Here is a 17,019-nt window from a genome sequence, read left to right as displayed (position 1 = left end):
CGGGCTGTGCAGAACTAGAAGCCCCTGTAGAACTGGTGGTCACCGGTCGACGCCTCCCATCACGGGGTCGATGGACGCGACGGCGACGATGACGTCGGCGACCTGGCCGCCTTCGCACATCGCGGCCATCGCCTGCAGGTTGGTGAAGGACGGGTCGCGGAAGTGGACCCGGAACGGGCGGGTGCCGCCGTCGGAGACGACATGCACACCCAGCTCGCCCTTGGGCGACTCCACGGCGGTGTACGCCTGTCCCGGCGGGACGCGGAAGCCCTCGGTCACCAGCTTGAAGTGGTGGATGAGGGCCTCCATGGAGGTGCCCATGATGTTCTTGATGTGGTCGAGCGAGTTGCCGAGTCCGTCCGGGCCGAGGGCCAGTTGGGCGGGCCAGGCGATCTTCTTGTCACCGACCATGACCGGGCCCGGGGCGAGCCGGTCCAGGCACTGCTCGATGATGTGCAGCGACTGGCGCATCTCCTCCAGGCGGATCAGGAACCGCCCGTAGGAGTCGCAGGTGTCGGCGGTCGGGATCTCGAAGTCGTAGGTCTCGTATCCGCAGTACGGCTGCGCCTTGCGCAGGTCGTGCGGGAGGCCCGCCGAGCGCAGGATCGGTCCTGTGGCGCCGAGCGCCATGGAGCCGGCCAGGTCGAGGTAGCCGACGTCCTGCATACGGGCCTTGAAGATGGGGTTCCCGGTGGCGAGCTTGTCGTACTCGGGGAGGTTCTTCTTCATCTTCTTCACGAACTCGCGCAGCTGGTCCACCGCGCCGGGCGGCAGGTCCTGGGCGAGTCCGCCGGGCCGGATGTACGCGTGGTTCATGCGCAGGCCGGTGATCAACTCGTAGATGTCGAGAATGAGTTCACGATCACGGAAGCCGTAGATCATGATCGTGGTCGCGCCGAGTTCCATGCCGCCGGTGGCGATGCAGACCAGGTGCGAGGACATCCGGTTCAGCTCCATGAGGAGCACGCGGATGATCGACGCCCGGTCCGGGATCTCGTCCTCGATGCCGAGGAGCTTCTCGACCGCGAGGCAGTACGCCGTCTCGTTGAAGAACGGCGTCAGGTAGTCCATGCGCGTCACGAACGTGGTGCCCTGCGTCCACGTGCGGTACTCGAGGTTCTTCTCGATGCCGGTGTGGAGGTAGCCGATGCCGCAGCGGGCCTCGGTGACCGTCTCGCCGTCGATCTCCAGGATCAGGCGCAACACCCCGTGCGTGGAAGGGTGTTGGGGTCCCATGTTGACGATGATGCGCTCGTCGTCGGACTTGACCGCGGACTGGACGACCTCGTCCCAGTCGCCGCCGGTGACCGTATACACGGTGCCCTCGGTCGTGGCGCGCGGAGTTGCGTGGGGAGTAGTCATCAGCTGTACGACCTCCGCTGGTCCGGAGCCGGGATCTGGGCGCCCTTGTACTCGACGGGGATGCCGCCGAGGGGGTAGTCCTTGCGCTGCGGGAAGCCCTGCCAGTCGTCCGGCATCATGATCCGGGTCAGCGCGGGGTGGCCGTCGAAGACGATGCCGAAGAAGTCGTACGCCTCGCGCTCGTGCCAGTCGTTCGTGGGATACACGGGGACCAGGGACGGGACGTGCGGGTCCTCGTCGGGCGCCGAGACCTCGAGGCGGATCAGCCGGTTGTGGGTGATCGACCGCAGGTGGTAGACGGCGTGCAGCTCGCGGCCCTTGTCACCGGGGTAGTGGACCCCCGAGACGCCGGTGCACAGTTCGAAGCGCAGGGCCGGGTCGTCGCGCAGGGTCTGCGCCACACGCACCAGGTGCTCGCGCTCGATGTGGAAGGTGAGCTCGCCGCGGTCGACGACCGTCCTGTCGATGGCGTTCTCGGGGACGAGTCCCTGTTCCTCCAGGGCGCCCTCCAGCTCGTCGGCCACCTCGTCGAACCAGCCGCCGTAGGGGCGGGTGGCCTCGCCGGGCAGCCGGATCGAGCGGACGAGGCCGCCGTAGCCGGAGGTGTCCCCGCCGTTCTCGGCGCCGAACATGCCGCGCTGGACGCGGATCTCCTCGCCTGCGTCGCCGCGCTGCCCCGGCAGGTTGGCGGAGCTGAGGTCCTTCTCGGGGTTGGCCCCGTCGCTGTGCGCGTCACTCACCGCAGCAGCCCCTTCATCTCGATCGTCGGGAGCGCCTTGAGCGCCGCTTCCTCCGCCTCACGGGCCGCCTCCTCGGCGTTCACGCCGAGCTTGGAGGACTGGATCTTCTGATGGAGCTTGAGAATCGCGTCCATCAGCATCTCGGGCCGGGGCGGGCAGCCGGGCAGATAGATGTCGACCGGGACGATGTGGTCGACGCCCTGCACGATCGCGTAGTTGTTGAACATCCCGCCGGACGAGGCGCAGACACCCATGGAGATGACCCACTTGGGGTTGGGCATCTGGTCGTAGACCTGGCGCAGGACGGGTGCCATCTTCTGGCTCACCCGGCCGGCGACGATCATCAGGTCCGCCTGGCGGGGCGATCCGCGGAAGACCTCCATCCCGAACCGCGCCAGGTCGTAGCGGCCCGCGCCCGTCGTCATCATCTCGATGGCGCAGCACGCGAGGCCGAACGTGGCGGGAAAGACGGACGACTTGCGCACCCAGCCCGCGGCCTGTTCGACGGTGGTCAGCAGGAATCCGCTCGGCAGCTTTTCTTCGAGTCCCATTGGTCTGTGGCTCCCGGTCTCCCCTATACGGGGCTCAGTCCCATTCCAGGCCGCCGCGCCGCCATACGTACGCGTACGCGACGAAGACGGTGAGCACGAAGAGCAGCATCTCCACGAGCCCGAACACCCCCAGCGCGTCGAAGGTGACGGCCCAGGGGTAGAGGAAGACGATCTCGATGTCGAAGACGATGAAGAGCATCGCCGTCAGGTAGTACTTGATGGGGAAGCGCCCGCCGCCGGCCGGCGTGGGGGTCGGCTCGATCCCGCACTCGTAGGCTTCGAGTTTGGCCCGGTTGTACCGCTTTGGACCGATAAGCGTGGCCATGACCACGGAGAAGATCGCAAAGCCTGCCCCGAGGGCTCCCAGTACGAGGATGGGCGCATACGCGTTCACCGCTCCTCGCTCCTCTCAGTCGGCGCTGACTGCTGGCGGTTGCATGAGCTCGCGACCCCGGCTCCCCCTGCAAACGGTCGAAGATCGCTCACATGTGAAGCAGGTCACAAGCCCAACTTGCCCCGCATCTTATGCCTGGTCCTCTGTGATCTGCGACACGGGGTACGCCAACTACTTTGTGATCTCCACCACCTGACGAAGGATCATGAAGTCGGATGAGCGGTGATCTTCACACTCGAAGCGCCTGAGTGATCACCAGAGGTGACATCTCGTCCGGTTACCCCTGGTCAGAGACGTCCGCGCACTATCAAGAGGTGTGCACTGCAGGCAAATTGGTGCTGGACGACAGTGGCTGATAGTGGACCCCGTTCACACCTCGGAGGGAAATCGACGGGAGGGGTGTGGACGGAAGTGGGCGCCCGAGTCGCCCCCTAGGGGTTCGGTGTGACCTGCGTCACGCCCCAAGTAACCTCCCGGAAACCGGGCTTGGCCAACGGACTCAACGAGTGGTAGGCCTCGGGCAATTCGGGCGTTTTACCGAAAACCCTTGCTCACGGCCTTGAAGTCGGCTGTCCGTATTGTCCTTTACGGCGTCAATAAGGGCCGCCCGGTGCGGAATTCGTGACCGTTCTTCACAACTGTGGCGCACCACACGTTTCTTGATGGGAACCGTGAAGCCCTGATAGCGGTTGTACTCATGTCCCACACCGCTCACATACCCAGCCACCGAAAGCCCCGCCGCAGCGCCTCGAAGATGGCCCTGCGCGCCGGAGTCACCGGTGGCGTCCTCAGCACCCTGGCAGTGGCTGGTGCGTCCGGTGCGGCGAACGCTGCCGAGCCCGTGACGCAGACGATCGAACTGCCCACGCTCACCGCCGACCTCTCCACCCAGGTCGCCCAGTCCGCGGACGCCACCCAGCAGGCCGCGGCCAACTACCAGCTCCAGGCGGAGCGTGACGAGGCCTTCGCCAAGGCCGCGGACCAGGCCAAGAAGGACCAGGCCGAGGCCAAGCAGAAGGCGGAGGCCAAGAAGAAGGCCGAGGCCGCGAAGAAGGCCAAGGCGGAGCGTGAGGCGGCCGCGCAGGCCACCGCGTCCCGCTCCTCCGCGCGCACGACGCTCGCCTCGGCCACCGAGACCGCCAGCGCCCCCGCCAGCGGCTCCGTCGCGTCCGTCATCAGCTTCCTGAAGGCTCAGGTCGGTGACGCGTACGTGATGGGCGGCACGGGCCCCAGCTCGTGGGACTGCTCGGGCCTCGTCCAGGCCGCGTTCAAGCAGGCCGGCGTGGACCTGCCGCGCACCTCGCAGGACCAGTCGACCTCCGGCACCGCGGTCTCGCTCTCCAGCGTCCAGGTCGGCGACATCCTGTACTGGGGCGGCGCGGGCTCGGCGTACCACGTCGGTGTCTACATCGGTAACGGCCAGTACCTGGACGCCGCCAACCCCTCCAAGGGCGTCGTCATCCAGGACCTCTCCGGCTACCCGGCCAGCGGCGCGGTCCGCGTCCTCTGACGCTCCCCCGGACCCCGTACGTACGACGAAGGCCGCCGCACCCCTCTCGGGTGCGGCGGCCTTCGTTCATCCGCTCACAAGCGCTCAGGCGGCCCTGCGGCGCGTCACGACGACGGCCACGGCGCCGAGCCCCAGGACGAGCACCGCGACGCCGCCGACGAGCAGCACGCCGCCCGCGCCGGTCAGCGCGAGGCCGCCGCCGGAGCCCTCGCTCCCGGAACTCCCGCCGGACGAGCCTGAATTACCCGACGTACCGGATGAACCGGACGAATCAGTCGCACTGGCGCTCGGCGACGGGCTCGCCGAGGAGCCGCCCGTGGAGCCGCCCGCGCTCTGCCCCTCGTCGGTGCCGTTGAGGACGATCCACGCGGTGTTGTTGGACTGCTCGGGCTCCGCCGGGTTGTCCCACGTCGGCAGCGCCACCTTGCCCTTGGCGTTCTTCACGACCTTGTCGATGCGCAGCTCGAACGGGAAGGTCAGCTTCGCGTCCTCGAGCAGCGGTGTGGAGACCCAGCACAGGTAGCCCTTCACGCCCTCCGCGATCGTCGTGTAGTTGCAGCGGTCCGGCGCCTTGGTGACCTTCGCGCCCTTGGGGACCGTCACCGTGAACGCGATCGGCTCGCCGCCGGAGCGCAGCGCGCTGATCCAGCCGGGGCCGTCGTTGCGGAAACCGATCTCCGTCCTGACCGTGTCGCCGGCCTTGCCCTCGGCGGAGTCGCCGGTCAGCACCAGGTCGTAGGTGTTGGAGGTGGGCAGGTCCAGCTCCGCGTAGCGCGTGTAGTCGGCCGCAGAGGCGCCCGGGAGCTCCTTCAGCGTGAGGGAGCCGCCGGTGCCGGGCGTGTAGCCGTCGGAGGCGAGCAGCGACTTCGCCTTGGCCGGGGAGACCGCGGAGAAGCCGTAGTTGAAGATGTCGAAGAGCGCGAAGTCGGCCGTGCGGACCTTCAGCGGCTCGGCGACGGTGTAGGCCTTGCCCGCGTCGAAGGTGCCGGGGACGGTGCAGATCGCGTCGATCCCCTGCTGCAGCAGCGGCCCGTCGGTGGTCTTCTTGTACGCGCAGTTGCCGTAGCTGTCGAGGAAGCTCAGGCCGCGCGAGCCGTGGAAGCGCAGGACCGCGCCGTCCGCCGCCATGCTGCCCGCGTTGCGGAAGCCGACCGGGGCGTCGTACACGTCGCCGGCCTCGAAGCCCTTGGGCTCGCTCAGCTCGCGGTTCTTGAACTCGGGGCCGCCCACCAGGACGTCGATGGTCAGCGGCGTGAAGGTGACGCCCTCGCCCTCGCCGGTGACCTTGATGGAGCCGAAGTCCCCGGCGGCGCTCTCGCTGTCGACGTCGAGGCGGATGCCGCCGAGCCGGTTGTAGTCGCTGCCGGCGTTGATCTCGTCGCCCGAGCATTCGGCGGTCGGGCCGTCGGCCGCGCACGGCAGCTTCACGGCGGCGACGCCCTTGAGCCCGGACGCATCGATCTTGATCTTGTAGTCGCCGTGGTGGACGACGGGTACGACGCCGTCGTCGCCCGGCTCGTCGCTGCCCGGCGCGGCCAGGCGCAGGGTGACCTGGGGCTCGGACGGTTCGCCGTTGTCCCCGGTGAGGGACAGGTCGACGCGGCTCTCGCCGGTGATGGCGACCGTCAGCGGAGCGTCGTCGGCGGCGAGCGCGGGTGCGGCGGCGCCGAAGCCGCAGGTGAGGGCCGCGGCCGCGGCGAGCCCGAGGGCGGCGCGGGAGCCGACCCGGCGGATGTGACGTCTCATCAACGCTCTCTCGTGGAAGTCGGAGGGGGTGAGCCGCACACCGGCTCACCCCCTCCGACCACTCACCCGGGGTGATCGTTGCCCACAGAGGCGTCACAGGAGCATCACAAACAACAACTCCGCGCGCGCTGCGTCACGCCTGCGGTGCCAGCTCCCCCATCGCGCCCCAACCCTCGTTCGGGATATCGGCGTTGATGATCTCGGGGGTGGTCGCGATGAGCGGGGCCATCGCGTCGAGGCCCGCCTTGAAGTGGGCGGAGCCGACGTGCGCGGCGCCCGCGTCGGCGTCCCGGAAGCCCTCCAGGAGGACGTACTGGTTCGGGTCCTCGACGCTGCGCGACCAGTCGAAGAAGAGGTTGCCCTCCTCGGCGCGGGTCGCGGCGGTGAACGCGGCGGTCCTCTCCAGCCAGGACTCGGCGTGCTCGGGGCGGGCGGTGAACTTGACGGCGATGAAAATCATGCGTCAAGACTGCCCCGAGCGACCGGGAGGAGCCAAGTCAGGCCCCGTTCAGGCCCAAGTCAGGCCTTCGGGGCGACCTTGGTCAGGCCGTTGATGATGCGGTCCATGGCGTCGCCGCCCGTCGGGTCCGTGAGGTTCGCGAGCATCTTCAGCGTGAACTTCATCAGGACCGGGTGGGTCAGACCGCGCTGCGTCGCGATCTTCATGACCTTCGGGTTGCCGATCATCTTCACGAAGGCGCGGCCCAGCGTGTAGTAACCGCCGTAGGTGTCCTTGAGGACCTTCGGGTAGCGCTGCAGGGCGAGTTCGCGCTGGGCGTCGGTGGCGCGGGCGTGGGCCTGCACGATGACGTCGGCGGCGATCTGCCCGGACTCCATGGCGTACGCGATGCCCTCGCCGTTGAACGGGTTGACCAGGCCGCCCGCGTCGCCGACCAGGAGCAGGCCCTTGGTGTAGTGCGGCTGGCGGTTGAAGGCCATCGGGAGGGCGGCGCCGCGGATCGGCATCGTCATGTTCTCCGGGGTGTAGCCCCAGTCCTCCGGCATCGACGCGCACCACGCCTTGAGCACCTCGCGCCAGTCCAACTCCCGGAACGCCTTGGAAGAGTTGAGGATGCCGAGGCCGACGTTGGACGTGCCGTCGCCCATGCCGAAGATCCAGCCGTAGCCGGGAAGGAGGCGGTCCTCGCCGGGGCCGCGCTTGTCCCACAGCTCCAGCCAGGACTCCAGGTAGTCGTCGTCGTGGCGCGGCGAGGTGAAGTACGTACGGACCGCGACGCCCATCGGGCGGTCCTCGCGGCGGTGCAGGCCCATCGCGAGGGAGAGCCGGGTCGAGTTGCCGTCGGCGGCGACGACCAGCGGCGCGTGGAAGGTGACCGCGCGCTTCTCGTCGCCCAGCTTCGCGTGCACGCCCGTGATGCGGCCGGTGCGCTCGTCGGTGATCGGGGCGCCGACGTTGCACTGCTCGTACAGGCGCGCGCCGGCCTTCTGCGCCTGCCGCGCGAGCTGCTCGTCGAAGTCGTCGCGCTTGCGGACGAGGCCGTAGTCCGGGTAGGAGGCGAGATCAGGCCAGTCGAGCTGGAGGCGGACGCCGCCGCCGATGATGCGCAGGCCCTTGTTGCGCAGCCAGCCCGCCTCCTCGGAGATGTCGATGCCCATGGAGACGAGCTGCTTGGTGGCGCGCGGGGTCAGGCCGTCGCCGCACACCTTCTCGCGCGGGAACGCCGTCTTCTCCAGGAGCAGGACGTCCAGGCCCGCCTTCGCCAGGTAGTAGGCGGTCGTCGAACCGGCTGGCCCGGCCCCGACGACGATCACGTCTGCGCTGTGCTCGGAGAGGGGTTTGGGCTGCTCGGTCACGGCGGGTTCTCCCCAAGGGTCGAAAACGGTGTGCCGTCCGGCACGGACATGGGCAGTCTATTCACCGACGATCGCCTCCCTCCGGTCGGTCCGCGCGCCCCGGGCCGCCTGTTTTCCCGGCCGGGGGTCCGGGGGTTGTCCCCCGGGTAGGAACAGCAGCGGCACCGATCTCCCAGCGAAGGGCCAGCCCATGACCGAAGTCGCCGATGTGTTCGTGCCGCCCGCCGTGGAACTGCGGGTCCCCACCCATGAGGACGCCTTCACCTGGCACCGGGTGTTCGACGACCCGGACGTCATGGAGTTCCACGGGGGCCGCCCGGCCGAGCTGTCGGTGTACGAGGAGCTGACCGCGCGCCAGCGGCGGCACGACGCCGAGCGCGGCTTCTGCCTGTGGACCATGACGGACGACGCGGACGAGGTCATCGGGTTCACCGGCGCGCAGCCGTGGGAGCGGACGTGGGGCCCGGTCGGCGAGATCGAGATCGGCTGGCGGCTCGGCCGCGCCCACTGGGGCCGGGGGTACGCCACGGCCGCCGCGCTCGCGACCGTGGAGCGGGTACGGGCGGCGGGCATCGGCAGCGTCGTCGCGATGGTCGACGCCGAGAACGCGCGCTCGATCGCGGTGACCCGGCGCCTCGGCATGGAGCGGACGGAGACGTTCGTGACACCGACCGGCCGCCGGGGGCACTGCTTCCGGCTGGTGCTGTAGGCGCCCTTCGCCAGGCGTCCGGCGACCTCTTCCGGGGCGCTGCGCACGGGACTACCCTTCCGGTACCGCCTGGGGGTGACATCTGTGCCGAAGACGCCCAAGACGCCCAAGACACCGGAAGTTCATGTGCCGAAGCTCGTCGGTCTGATGGCCGTCGACGCGCAGGCCACAGTGCTGGCGCACGGTCTGCGGCTGACCGCCGCGGACCGTCCCGCGCTCGACGAGGCCGCCGCGGACTACGTGGTGCGCCAGTACCCGTTGCCGGGCGTGGAGATCCCGCGGGACGCGGCCGTCACGGTCTGGTTCGACTTCGGGGAGGGCGAGGGCGGCGGCGGAGCGGGCGTGCGCGAGCCCCGCGAGCCGGGCCCGCGGGGCGGTGGCATGCGCCGGGAGCTCGACGATCCGGCCGAACTCTCCTCCCCCTCCCTGCCGTTCAGTCCGTGTCCGTGAGCCGCCAGGCGTCGAGGCCGACCCGGTAGGTCTCCGCCAGGCCGGACCAGACGTCGTCGCCGCCGGTCAGGAGGATCGCGTACTCGGTTCCGTCGGCGGCGATGTACGACTGGTCGATGCCGTGGACCGTCCGCCCGGACTCGTCCTCGTACGTGTACTCCCAGATCGCCCCGGCGCTCCCCTGGAAGGTGTTCTCCTCCAGACGGAGCCGCTGGTAGTTCCTCTTCTTCTTGTCCTTCTCCAGGTGCCGCTCCAGGTTCCGGAGGTTCTCGTACGAGGTGTAGTCCGCACCCGGGATCACTCCGACGAGGTACTTCTCCGTGCCGCTTCCGCCCGCGTACGTGGTCTGGGTGCCGCTGTCGTCGGCGCCGACCCGGTCCCAGGTCTCGGGGACGGCGAAGGAGAAGCCCTGGACGTCGACGACCTGGCGGTAGCCGTCGGGGATCTCGGGCGTCTGGGAGGGGCCGGCGGAGTCCTGGCCCGCGAACTCCGAGGCGGACTCCGACGCGGACGGCTCCTGGGGCTCCGGTGTCTGCTGTGCCTCCTGTGTCTGCTGTGTCTCTTGCGTCTGCTGCGTCTGTGCGGCGACCGGCTGGTTGTCCTTGGCGTCGTCCTTGCCGTTGTCGCCGTCGTCCTGGAGCAGCAGCACCCCCGCCGCGACACCGCCGCCGATGACGAACGCGCCGAGGAGGGTGCCGGCCCAGATGCCCACGCGCCGCCCTGTCCCCGCGGACGCGGACGCCGGTCCCGGGGCCGGAGGGACGGTGTGCGGGGCGTACGCCTCAGGCGCCGGGACCACCGAACCGACCGTCTGGGTCGGGAGGTTGTGGCAGTCGTCCGGGGTGGGCGGGGCCGTAGGGCTGCCCAGCGGGGGCAGGGCCTGCGGCCCCGTACCGAAAGGGGCGGCGGGACCGGTGAGCCCGGTGAGCCCGGTGTCGAACCCGGTCAGGCGCAGCAGGTAGGGCGCGGCGACGATGCCTCCGCCCACCCACAGCAGCCCGAAGAGCAGCAGTTCCGGCATGCTCACCCCGCCCTCGCCGGTGCCCGCGAAGGCGACCTCGTCGGCGAGGCTGCCCGAGGCCTCCATCGAGAACCCGGACAGAGCGGTCAGGGCGAGCAGCATGACGTAGAAGAACGCGCCGCCGAGGTACAGCTCGCGGCGGTCCCGCGAGCGCCGGGCGACGAGGACGCCGATGAGCAGGGCGAGTACCAGGCCGAAGGCCAGCACGCCGACGACCGCACCGCCGTCGACCTCGTCGCCGAGCCGCTCCAGGCCGTACGCGTCGTGCTCGTACCGGCTGCCGCCGAACGCCGACGAACCGCGCAGGTCCATCTCCAGCGGGGCGCCCCACACGAAGCCGAGGCCGGTCAGGGCGAGGTTGGGCAGGTACAGCAGGAGCATGACGATGCCCGCGGCGACGCTGCCGCCGGTCGCGTCGGAGGCGTCGTCGGAGGCACTGCTGTCGCTGCCGTCGTCACTGATGATGCCGACCACGAAGCCCGCCACGAGCACCAGCGGCAGCACCCAGGCCATCGCCCGCACCGCGGAGCCGAAGGCGCGGCTCGCGACGGCGACGCCGGGGCGCACCGCGAGCCACTGGGCGATGTCGGCCCGCTGGAAGACGGCGACGGTGACGGCCATGCCGAGCGCCAGCGTGCACAGGGCCACCAGGAACGGCCCCGTGTGGAACGCGACCCGCTGGATCGTCGGCTGCCCGAACAGCGCGAGCACGACGGTGCCCGCCATCGCGAGCAGCCCGACCCGGACCGCGATCTCCGGGCCCAGGGTGCGGGCCGGCGGCGGACCCCAGGTCCCGGCCGCGCGCCGGGCGTCGAGGGTGCGCGTGCGCAGCATCCGTACGCCGATCAGCAGCGCCGTGCACCACAGCACGGCCACGAGCAGCGGCGGCATGGAGAGTTCGAGCGAGCCGCCCGCCGACGTGTCGGAGGCGTCGCCGAACATCGAGGAGCCGCCGCTCACCGCCGTCACCTCGAAGCCGCCGCCGAGTCCGTGCATGAGCACGGTCAGGGCGATCCGCAGCCGGTCGCCGAAGCCGACGAAGTCGTCGTCGCCGGAGTCCTGGCCGTATCCGGGGATCGCGAGGGCGACGGCGCTGATCAGCAGCAGCCCCACGGGCCACAGCGCGGCCTGCGCGGCGCCCGCCCAGTCACCGCGGAAGGCCCGCCCGAAGAAGGCGCCGAGGGCCGACGGCCGAGCGGGGCCGGCGGGCTTGGGCGGGTACGGGGGCTGGATCTCGTACGAGGACGGGTACGAAGGCGGGGACGGGGGCTGGAAGGCGGGGGGCGGCGGTGCGGCGGGAACGGGCGGAGAGGCCGGCGGCGGTGGCGCCGCGGCCGATGCGGTGGGAGCCTCCGCGTCCACCGGGGCGGCGCGCTCTCTCCCGCATCTCATGCAGAAGCGGGCCTCTTCCGGAGCCTCGGCTCCACAATGCGGGCAGAACGACGCCATCGGGTGCTCCGTCACGGTCCGGGGACGAGTGCGTGACGCCCCGGTAGCGAAGCGTCACCACGCAATCAACGGACACATCTTCCCGCCGCTCCGGTTCCCTTCAACGCCCGTGGAAATCGGCGAAGTTGAACCGTTACTTGATGCCGCGGTGCAGGGCGACGATGCCGCCCGTGAGGTTGCGCCAGGCGACCTTGGACCAGCCCGCGCCCTGGAGGCGGGCGGCCAGCTCCGGCTGGGTCGGCCAGGCGCGGATCGACTCGGCGAGGTACACGTACGCGTCCGGGTTCGAGGAGACGGCGCGCGCGACGGGCGGCAGGGCGCGCATCAGGTACTCGGTGTAGACGGTGCGGAACGGGGCGAGCGTCGGGTGGCTGAACTCGCAGATGACGACGCGTCCGCCCGGCTTCGTCACGCGGTACAGCTCGCGCAGCGCCTGGTCGGTGTCCTGGATGTTGCGCAGCCCGAAGGAGATCGTCACGGCGTCGAACGTGTCGTCCTTGAACGGCAGCTTCGTGCCGTCGCCCGCCGTGAACGGCATCCAGGGGTGGCGCTGCTTGCCGACCCGCAGCATGCCGAGGGAGAAGTCGCAGGGCACGACGTACGCGCCGGCCTGGGCGAACGGCTGCGAGGAGGTGGCGGTGCCGGCGGCGAGGTCGAGGATCTTCTGCGCGGGCCGGGCGTCGACGGCCTTGGCCACTTCCTTCCGCCACAGCCGCGCCTGTCCCAGGGACAGCACGTCGTTCGTGAGGTCGTACTTCTCCGCCACGTCATCGAACATCGAGGCGACTTCGCGGGGCTGCTTGTCCAGGGATGCACGGGTCACCTGGTCATTGTGGCAGGGTCCCTCCCGGCCTTCGGCGACCGGGAGGCGAGTTCGCCTGCCGGGTGCGGTCGCGTGGGCGAGTGCGGCTCCGGTGGGGCTTCTCGCGCAGTTCCCCGCGCCCGGCAGACGGCCCCGACCCTCGCGGCGCCTAGCGCCCCCGGTACACCAGCCGCCCGCCGATCACCGTCGCCACGCACGTCGACGCCCCGCGCCGCACCAGCTCCTCCCGGTCCGCGACGTCGAACACCGCGAACCGCGCCGGTCCGCCCACCGCGAGCGCGGGGAGCAGGACCAGGGGCTTCGGGGACAGGGAGACAGGGCCGGGGAGCCGGTCCGGGCGTCCGCCGAAGACGAGCCCGGAGCGCTGCGCGACCTCCAGTACCGGCTTGGCCCGCAGCTCCCCGGCGATCGCCACCGTGCCGTGCGCGAACAGCCGCTGCACACCGCGCCGCGCGCTCGCGCCGAGCCGCGACGGCTCGGCGCGGAAGATCTCCCGGGCCCGCTCCCCGCCGATCGGCGTGGTGCCGTACGTGTCGGCCTCGCGCGGATCGGGGTGGTACGTGTGCTCCAGGATCTCCGGGCCGTACGGGTTGAGCAGCCCGGGGGTGAGGATGCCGGGCCAGCGCCGCACCCGGGCGTCCGGGTGGGCGGCGGCGAGGTCCTCGTACGGGCCGAGCGCCTTGACGAGGCCACCGTCCACGAGGACGGCGGACTCGTCAGCGGCGGTGGCGTGAAGTGTCGGCAAAACGGGCTCAGTTGGTGGCGACGAGCTTCAGCTCGGGGTGTGCCGTGCCGCCCTCGATCGCCGTCGACGAGATGTGGGACATGACGCGCTCGTCGACCGGGTCGTTCGCCGGGTCGTCGTGCACGACGAGGTGCTCGTACGTCGTGGCGCGCTGCGCGGGGACCCGGCCGGCCTTGCGGATGAGCTCGATGATCTCCATGCGGTTGGAGCGGTGCTTGGCACCGGCCGAGGAGACGACGTTCTCCTCCAGCATGATCGAGCCGAGGTCGTCGGCGCCGTAGTGCAGGGAGAGCTGGCCGACCTCCTTGCCCGTGGTCAGCCAGGAGCCCTGGATGTGCTGGACGTTGTCCAGGAAGATCCGGGCGATCGCGATCATGCGCAGGTACTCGAAGAGCGTGGCCTGCGTACGGCCCTTGAGGTGGTTGTTCTCGGGCTGGTACGTGTACGGGATGAAGGCGCGGAAGCCGCCCGTCCTGTCCTGCGTGTCGCGGATCATGCGCAGGTGCTCGATACGCTCGGCGTTCGTCTCGCCGGTGCCCATCAGCATGGTGGAGGTCGACTCGACACCGAGGCGGTGCGCGGTCTCCATGATCTCCAGCCAGCGCTCGCCGGACTCCTTCAGCGGGGCGATGGCCTTGCGCGGCCGCTCCGGGAGCAGCTCGGCGCCGGCGCCGGCGAAGGAGTCGAGGCCCGCCGCGTGGATGCGCTGGATGGCCTCCTCGACCGACACCTTGGAGATCCGGGCCATGTGCTCGACCTCGGACGCGCCCAGCGAGTGGATGACCAGCTGCGGGAAGTCCTTCTTGATGGCGGAGAAGTGGTGCTCGTAGTACTCGACGCCGTAGTCCGGGTGGTGCCCGCCCTGGAACATGATCTGGGTGCCGCCCAGCTCGACGGTCTCCGCGCAGCGGCGCAGGATGTCGTCGAGATCGCGGCTCCAGCCCTTCTTGGTGTCCTTCGGGGCCGCGTAGAAGGCGCAGAACTTGCACGCCGTGACGCACACGTTCGTGTAGTTGATGTTCCGCTCGATGATGTACGTGGCGATGTGCTCGATGCCCGCGTACTTGCGGCGCCGGATGGTGTCGGCGGCGGCACCGAGCGCGTGCAGCGGGGCGTCGCGGTAGAGGGCGACGGCCTCCTCCGGGGTGATGCGCCCACCGGCGGCGGCACGGTCGAGGACGGACTGAAGCGCGGCCTTCTCGGTCACCGGGCGTGCCCCTTTCGGAGGTGTAGAGCTGAAATCTCAGCGTACGTCAGGCGGCCAGGGCCCCCAGCAGAACCCCCGCGTACGCCCCGAGGATCATGAACGGGCCGAAGGGGATCTCCGTCTTGCGCCCCGCGCGCCGGGCCACGACGAGCACGAGCGCGTACAGGCCGTTGAACAGCACGCCCGCGAGCACCCCGATGGACAGCACCCCCACCCCGTACCAGCCGAGCACCGCGCCGAGCCCCGGGGCGAGCTTCACGTCGCCCATCCCCATGCCGCGCGAGTTGACGAGGTGGAGCACCAGATAGAGGACTCCCATGGCGAGCGCCCCGAGCAGCGCGCCGCGCCAGGAGCCGGCCGGCTCGGGCAGCAGCGCGGCCAGCCCCAGCGAGGCCACGCCGAGGGCGGTGAAGGGGAGGGTGAGCACGTCCGGCAGCCGGTGCACGGCGAAGTCGACGGTGGCGAGCAGCACCGCGAGCGGGGCGAGCAGCAGCCAGGCGCCGAGCTCGGGCCGGGTGCCGGTGGCGGCGGCGAGCAGGGCGCAGGCCGCCGCGGTGACGGCGGCGAGGAGCAGGGTGCTGGGCCCCGGCCGGACGCCCAGCCAGCCGCGGGCCTCCCGCCACGGTTCCTCCGGCTCCACGGAGAGGCGGTACGCGGCACGGGGCAGCAGCGCTCCGGTCGCGGCGCCCCAGAGCGCGGCGACGGCGGTCAGCGTGTCCGGCGACGGAACGTCCACGTCGGCTACCGCCCCGCTCGCTTCAGGTCCGCCGTCGGGTCGCCCGCGTCCGGGTACTGCGAGGTGTACTTCAGGGCCGAGCCGTCGCGCGTGAGATGCACGGTGTGGGCGCCCGAGGCGCACTTGGTTCCGTCGTTGGCCGGGTCCCCCTTGCCCGCGGCCACCAGCTCCCCGGCGGTGGCGGACTTCAGGGTCAGCACGTCGACGCACTGGTTGCCCGTGACGTCCGTCGAGGTGACCGTGCCGAGCCGCCCGCCGACGGCGGCCTGCTTCAACTCGACGCGGTAGGTGTCGAACTGGATGATCCCGAGGGTCGTGGCCTTGCCCTCCCACGTCCCGATGTAGAACGTCGGCACGCTGCCCGTCCCCGCGCCGGGCGCCGACGCCGACACCGTGGGCCGCGCCCCGTCCGCCTGGCTGCCCTGATCGCCCCCGGAGTTCCCCTGCAACAGGTTCACCGCGACCACCCCGCCGAGCGCGACCACCGCGAACGCCCCGGCCACGGCCAGCGCCACCGAGCAACTCACCTTGCGGCCCCGGCCGTTCTCGGTCGCCGGGGTCGACGCCGCCGTCACCGACAGCGCGAGGCGGCCCGGTTTGGCGTCCTCCACGGCGGGCTCGGTGCGCGGCTGCGGCACGGCGGACGCGTACGACGGATCGGGCGGGCCGAAGACGCCCGGGGAGCCACCGCTCGTGACCGCGGGGCTGCTGAAGCCGACCGGACCCGTGGCGGGGTCGGCGCCCTCCAGGTCCAGGAGCCGCACGGCGCCGCGCGAGACCTGCTCGACCAGCGCCCCCGGCAGCCAGCCCGCCGCGACCAGCGCGGCCGCGCCCTCCGGTGCCAGCCGCCGGGCCACCTCCTCGGGGGTGGGCCGGGCGGCCGCGTCCTTCGCCAGGCAGGCGGCGACCACGTCCCGCAACTCGCCGCTCAGCGCGCCCAGTTCGGGTTCCTCGTGGACGACCTTGTAGAGCAGCGCGGCCGACGAGTCGCCGGGGAAGGGGGACTCTCCCGTCGCCGCGTACGCGAGGACCGCGCCGAGCGAGAAGACGTCCGCGGCGCCGGTGACGCCCTTGCCGAGGATCTGCTCGGGCGACATGTAGCCGGGCGAGCCGATGGAGACGCCGGTGGAGGTGAGGGACGCCGTGCCGTCCGTGGCCCGCGCGATGCCGAAGTCGATGAGGCGCGGGCCGTCCACGGTGAGCAGCACGTTCGACGGCTTCACGTCCCGGTGGACGAGCCCGAGGCCGTGCACCGCCGCCAGCGCCTCCGCGAGGCCGGCGCCGAGGACCCGTACGGAATGTCCGGGAAGCCCGCCGTGCGGACCGGCCGCCTCGGCGAGCGAGGGCCCGGCGACGTACCCGGTCGCCACCCACGGCACGGGCGCCTCCGGGTCCGCGTCGAGCACCGGCGCGGTCCAGGTCCCGCCGACCCGGCGCGCCGCCTCCACCTCGCGCCGGAAGCGGGCCCGGAACTCCTCGTCGAGCGCGAAGTGCGGGTGCACGACCTTCACGGCGACGGTCCGCCCGCCCGCGCTGCGGCCCAGGTACACGCGGCCCATGCCGCCGTGCCCGAGCCGGCCCAGCAGGCGGTAGGGCCCGACGGTCGTCGGTTCGTCGGCCTGAAGCGGCTGCATGCTCTGAACCTCCCCCGAGAGCTGACACGGCACGCGCCCCAGCAGCCTAGGCCCTGCCTTCACACTCCCCTGCGGCTCAAATGCCCCTATTCTTCACGATGCATTCCGGAAGGCCCAGGGATATCGG

General features: G+C 71.0%; 16 protein-coding genes. 3 read left to right on the top strand and 13 right to left on the bottom strand.

What is annotated here, in order from left to right:
- Positions 1-39: 39 nt before the first annotated feature.
- From B072_RS0101960 to B072_RS0101945, 4 genes are read right to left on the bottom strand one after another with little or no spacing between them, the layout of a single operon-like run.
- On the bottom strand, positions 40-1,362 hold the full coding sequence (locus B072_RS0101960) for an NADH-quinone oxidoreductase subunit D (RefSeq protein ID WP_026245362.1): 1,323 nt from the start codon (positions 1,360-1,362) through the stop codon (positions 40-42).
- Positions 1,362-2,102, bottom strand: coding sequence for an NADH-quinone oxidoreductase subunit C (locus B072_RS0101955; RefSeq protein WP_018528253.1), 741 nt, complete (start codon positions 2,100-2,102; stop codon positions 1,362-1,364). Before B072_RS0101955 ends, B072_RS0101960 begins: the two co-directional genes overlap by 1 nt.
- Positions 2,099-2,653 (bottom strand): NuoB/complex I 20 kDa subunit family protein, encoded by a 555-nt coding sequence (locus B072_RS0101950; protein WP_018528252.1) that lies wholly within the window; start codon positions 2,651-2,653, stop codon positions 2,099-2,101. The genes B072_RS0101955 and B072_RS0101950 overlap by 4 nt, the downstream gene beginning before the upstream one ends.
- A gap of 34 nt (positions 2,654-2,687) precedes the next feature.
- The gene (locus B072_RS0101945; RefSeq protein ID WP_007383963.1) at positions 2,688-3,047 is read right to left on the bottom strand and encodes an NADH-quinone oxidoreductase subunit A; all 360 of its coding nucleotides are present in this window, start codon (positions 3,045-3,047) and stop codon (positions 2,688-2,690) included.
- A gap of 697 nt (positions 3,048-3,744) precedes the next feature.
- Here B072_RS0101945 and B072_RS0101940 point away from each other — a divergent pair.
- Positions 3,745-4,557 carry a C40 family peptidase gene (locus tag B072_RS0101940; protein WP_043243073.1) on the top strand — a complete coding sequence of 271 codons (813 nt, stop codon included), beginning with the start codon at positions 3,745-3,747 and terminating at the stop codon, positions 4,555-4,557.
- Positions 4,558-4,641: 84 nt separating this feature from the next.
- On the opposite strand, the gene B072_RS0101935 is transcribed toward B072_RS0101940, so the two are convergent.
- From B072_RS0101935 to B072_RS0101925, 3 genes are all read right to left on the bottom strand, one after another.
- Positions 4,642-6,303 carry a hypothetical protein gene (locus tag B072_RS0101935; RefSeq protein WP_043243194.1) on the bottom strand — a complete coding sequence of 554 codons (1,662 nt, stop codon included), beginning with the start codon at positions 6,301-6,303 and terminating at the stop codon, positions 4,642-4,644.
- Positions 6,304-6,436: 133 nt separating this feature from the next.
- Positions 6,437-6,763: a putative quinol monooxygenase gene (locus B072_RS0101930; RefSeq protein ID WP_018528249.1), complete on the bottom strand. Its 327-nt coding sequence runs from the start codon at positions 6,761-6,763 to the stop codon at positions 6,437-6,439.
- Between the two features lie 59 nt (positions 6,764-6,822).
- A complete protein-coding gene (locus B072_RS0101925) occupies positions 6,823-8,118 on the bottom strand; it encodes a geranylgeranyl reductase family protein (RefSeq protein WP_018528248.1) in 1,296 nt (431 codons plus the stop codon).
- 190 nt (positions 8,119-8,308) lie between these two features.
- Between B072_RS0101925 and B072_RS0101920 the strand changes: the two genes are divergently transcribed.
- Together B072_RS0101920 and B072_RS0101915 are read left to right on the top strand one after the other, a co-directional pair.
- Positions 8,309-8,827 (top strand): GNAT family N-acetyltransferase, encoded by a 519-nt coding sequence (locus tag B072_RS0101920; RefSeq protein WP_018528247.1) that lies wholly within the window; start codon positions 8,309-8,311, stop codon positions 8,825-8,827.
- 147 nt (positions 8,828-8,974) lie between these two features.
- On the top strand, positions 8,975-9,277 hold the full coding sequence (locus tag B072_RS0101915) for a PASTA domain-containing protein (RefSeq protein ID WP_043243192.1): 303 nt from the start codon (positions 8,975-8,977) through the stop codon (positions 9,275-9,277).
- On the opposite strand, the gene B072_RS42175 is transcribed toward B072_RS0101915, so the two are convergent.
- The 6 genes from B072_RS42175 to B072_RS0101885 form a co-directional block, all read right to left on the bottom strand.
- Positions 9,261-11,747, bottom strand: a complete 2,487-nt coding sequence (locus tag B072_RS42175; RefSeq protein WP_078506248.1) for a zinc-ribbon domain-containing protein — start codon at positions 11,745-11,747, stop codon at positions 9,261-9,263. The two genes, B072_RS0101915 and B072_RS42175, sit on opposite strands and share 17 nt — an antisense overlap.
- A 133-nt stretch (positions 11,748-11,880) precedes the next feature.
- Positions 11,881-12,570 carry a demethylmenaquinone methyltransferase gene (locus B072_RS0101905; RefSeq protein WP_018528245.1) on the bottom strand — a complete coding sequence of 230 codons (690 nt, stop codon included), beginning with the start codon at positions 12,568-12,570 and terminating at the stop codon, positions 11,881-11,883.
- Between the two features lie 148 nt (positions 12,571-12,718).
- On the bottom strand, positions 12,719-13,315 hold the full coding sequence (locus B072_RS0101900) for an imidazolonepropionase-like domain-containing protein (RefSeq protein WP_018528244.1): 597 nt from the start codon (positions 13,313-13,315) through the stop codon (positions 12,719-12,721).
- Positions 13,316-13,322: 7 nt separating this feature from the next.
- Positions 13,323-14,522: a cyclic dehypoxanthinyl futalosine synthase gene (mqnC, locus tag B072_RS0101895; RefSeq protein ID WP_018528243.1), complete on the bottom strand. Its 1,200-nt coding sequence runs from the start codon at positions 14,520-14,522 to the stop codon at positions 13,323-13,325.
- A 46-nt stretch (positions 14,523-14,568) separates the two neighbouring features.
- Positions 14,569-15,258: a prepilin peptidase gene (locus B072_RS0101890; protein WP_018528242.1), complete on the bottom strand. Its 690-nt coding sequence runs from the start codon at positions 15,256-15,258 to the stop codon at positions 14,569-14,571.
- A gap of 5 nt (positions 15,259-15,263) precedes the next feature.
- A complete protein-coding gene (locus B072_RS0101885; protein ID WP_018528241.1) occupies positions 15,264-16,892 on the bottom strand; it encodes a serine/threonine-protein kinase in 1,629 nt (542 codons plus the stop codon).
- Positions 16,893-17,019 lie beyond the last annotated feature (127 nt).

Origin of the sequence: Streptomyces sp. HmicA12 (genome assembly GCF_000373565.1) — a bacterium.
In the GTDB taxonomy this organism is placed as follows: domain Bacteria; phylum Actinomycetota; class Actinomycetes; order Streptomycetales; family Streptomycetaceae; genus Streptomyces.
Note: the sequence above shows the minus strand (reverse complement) of the source record. Positions and strands in the feature narration are given on the sequence as shown.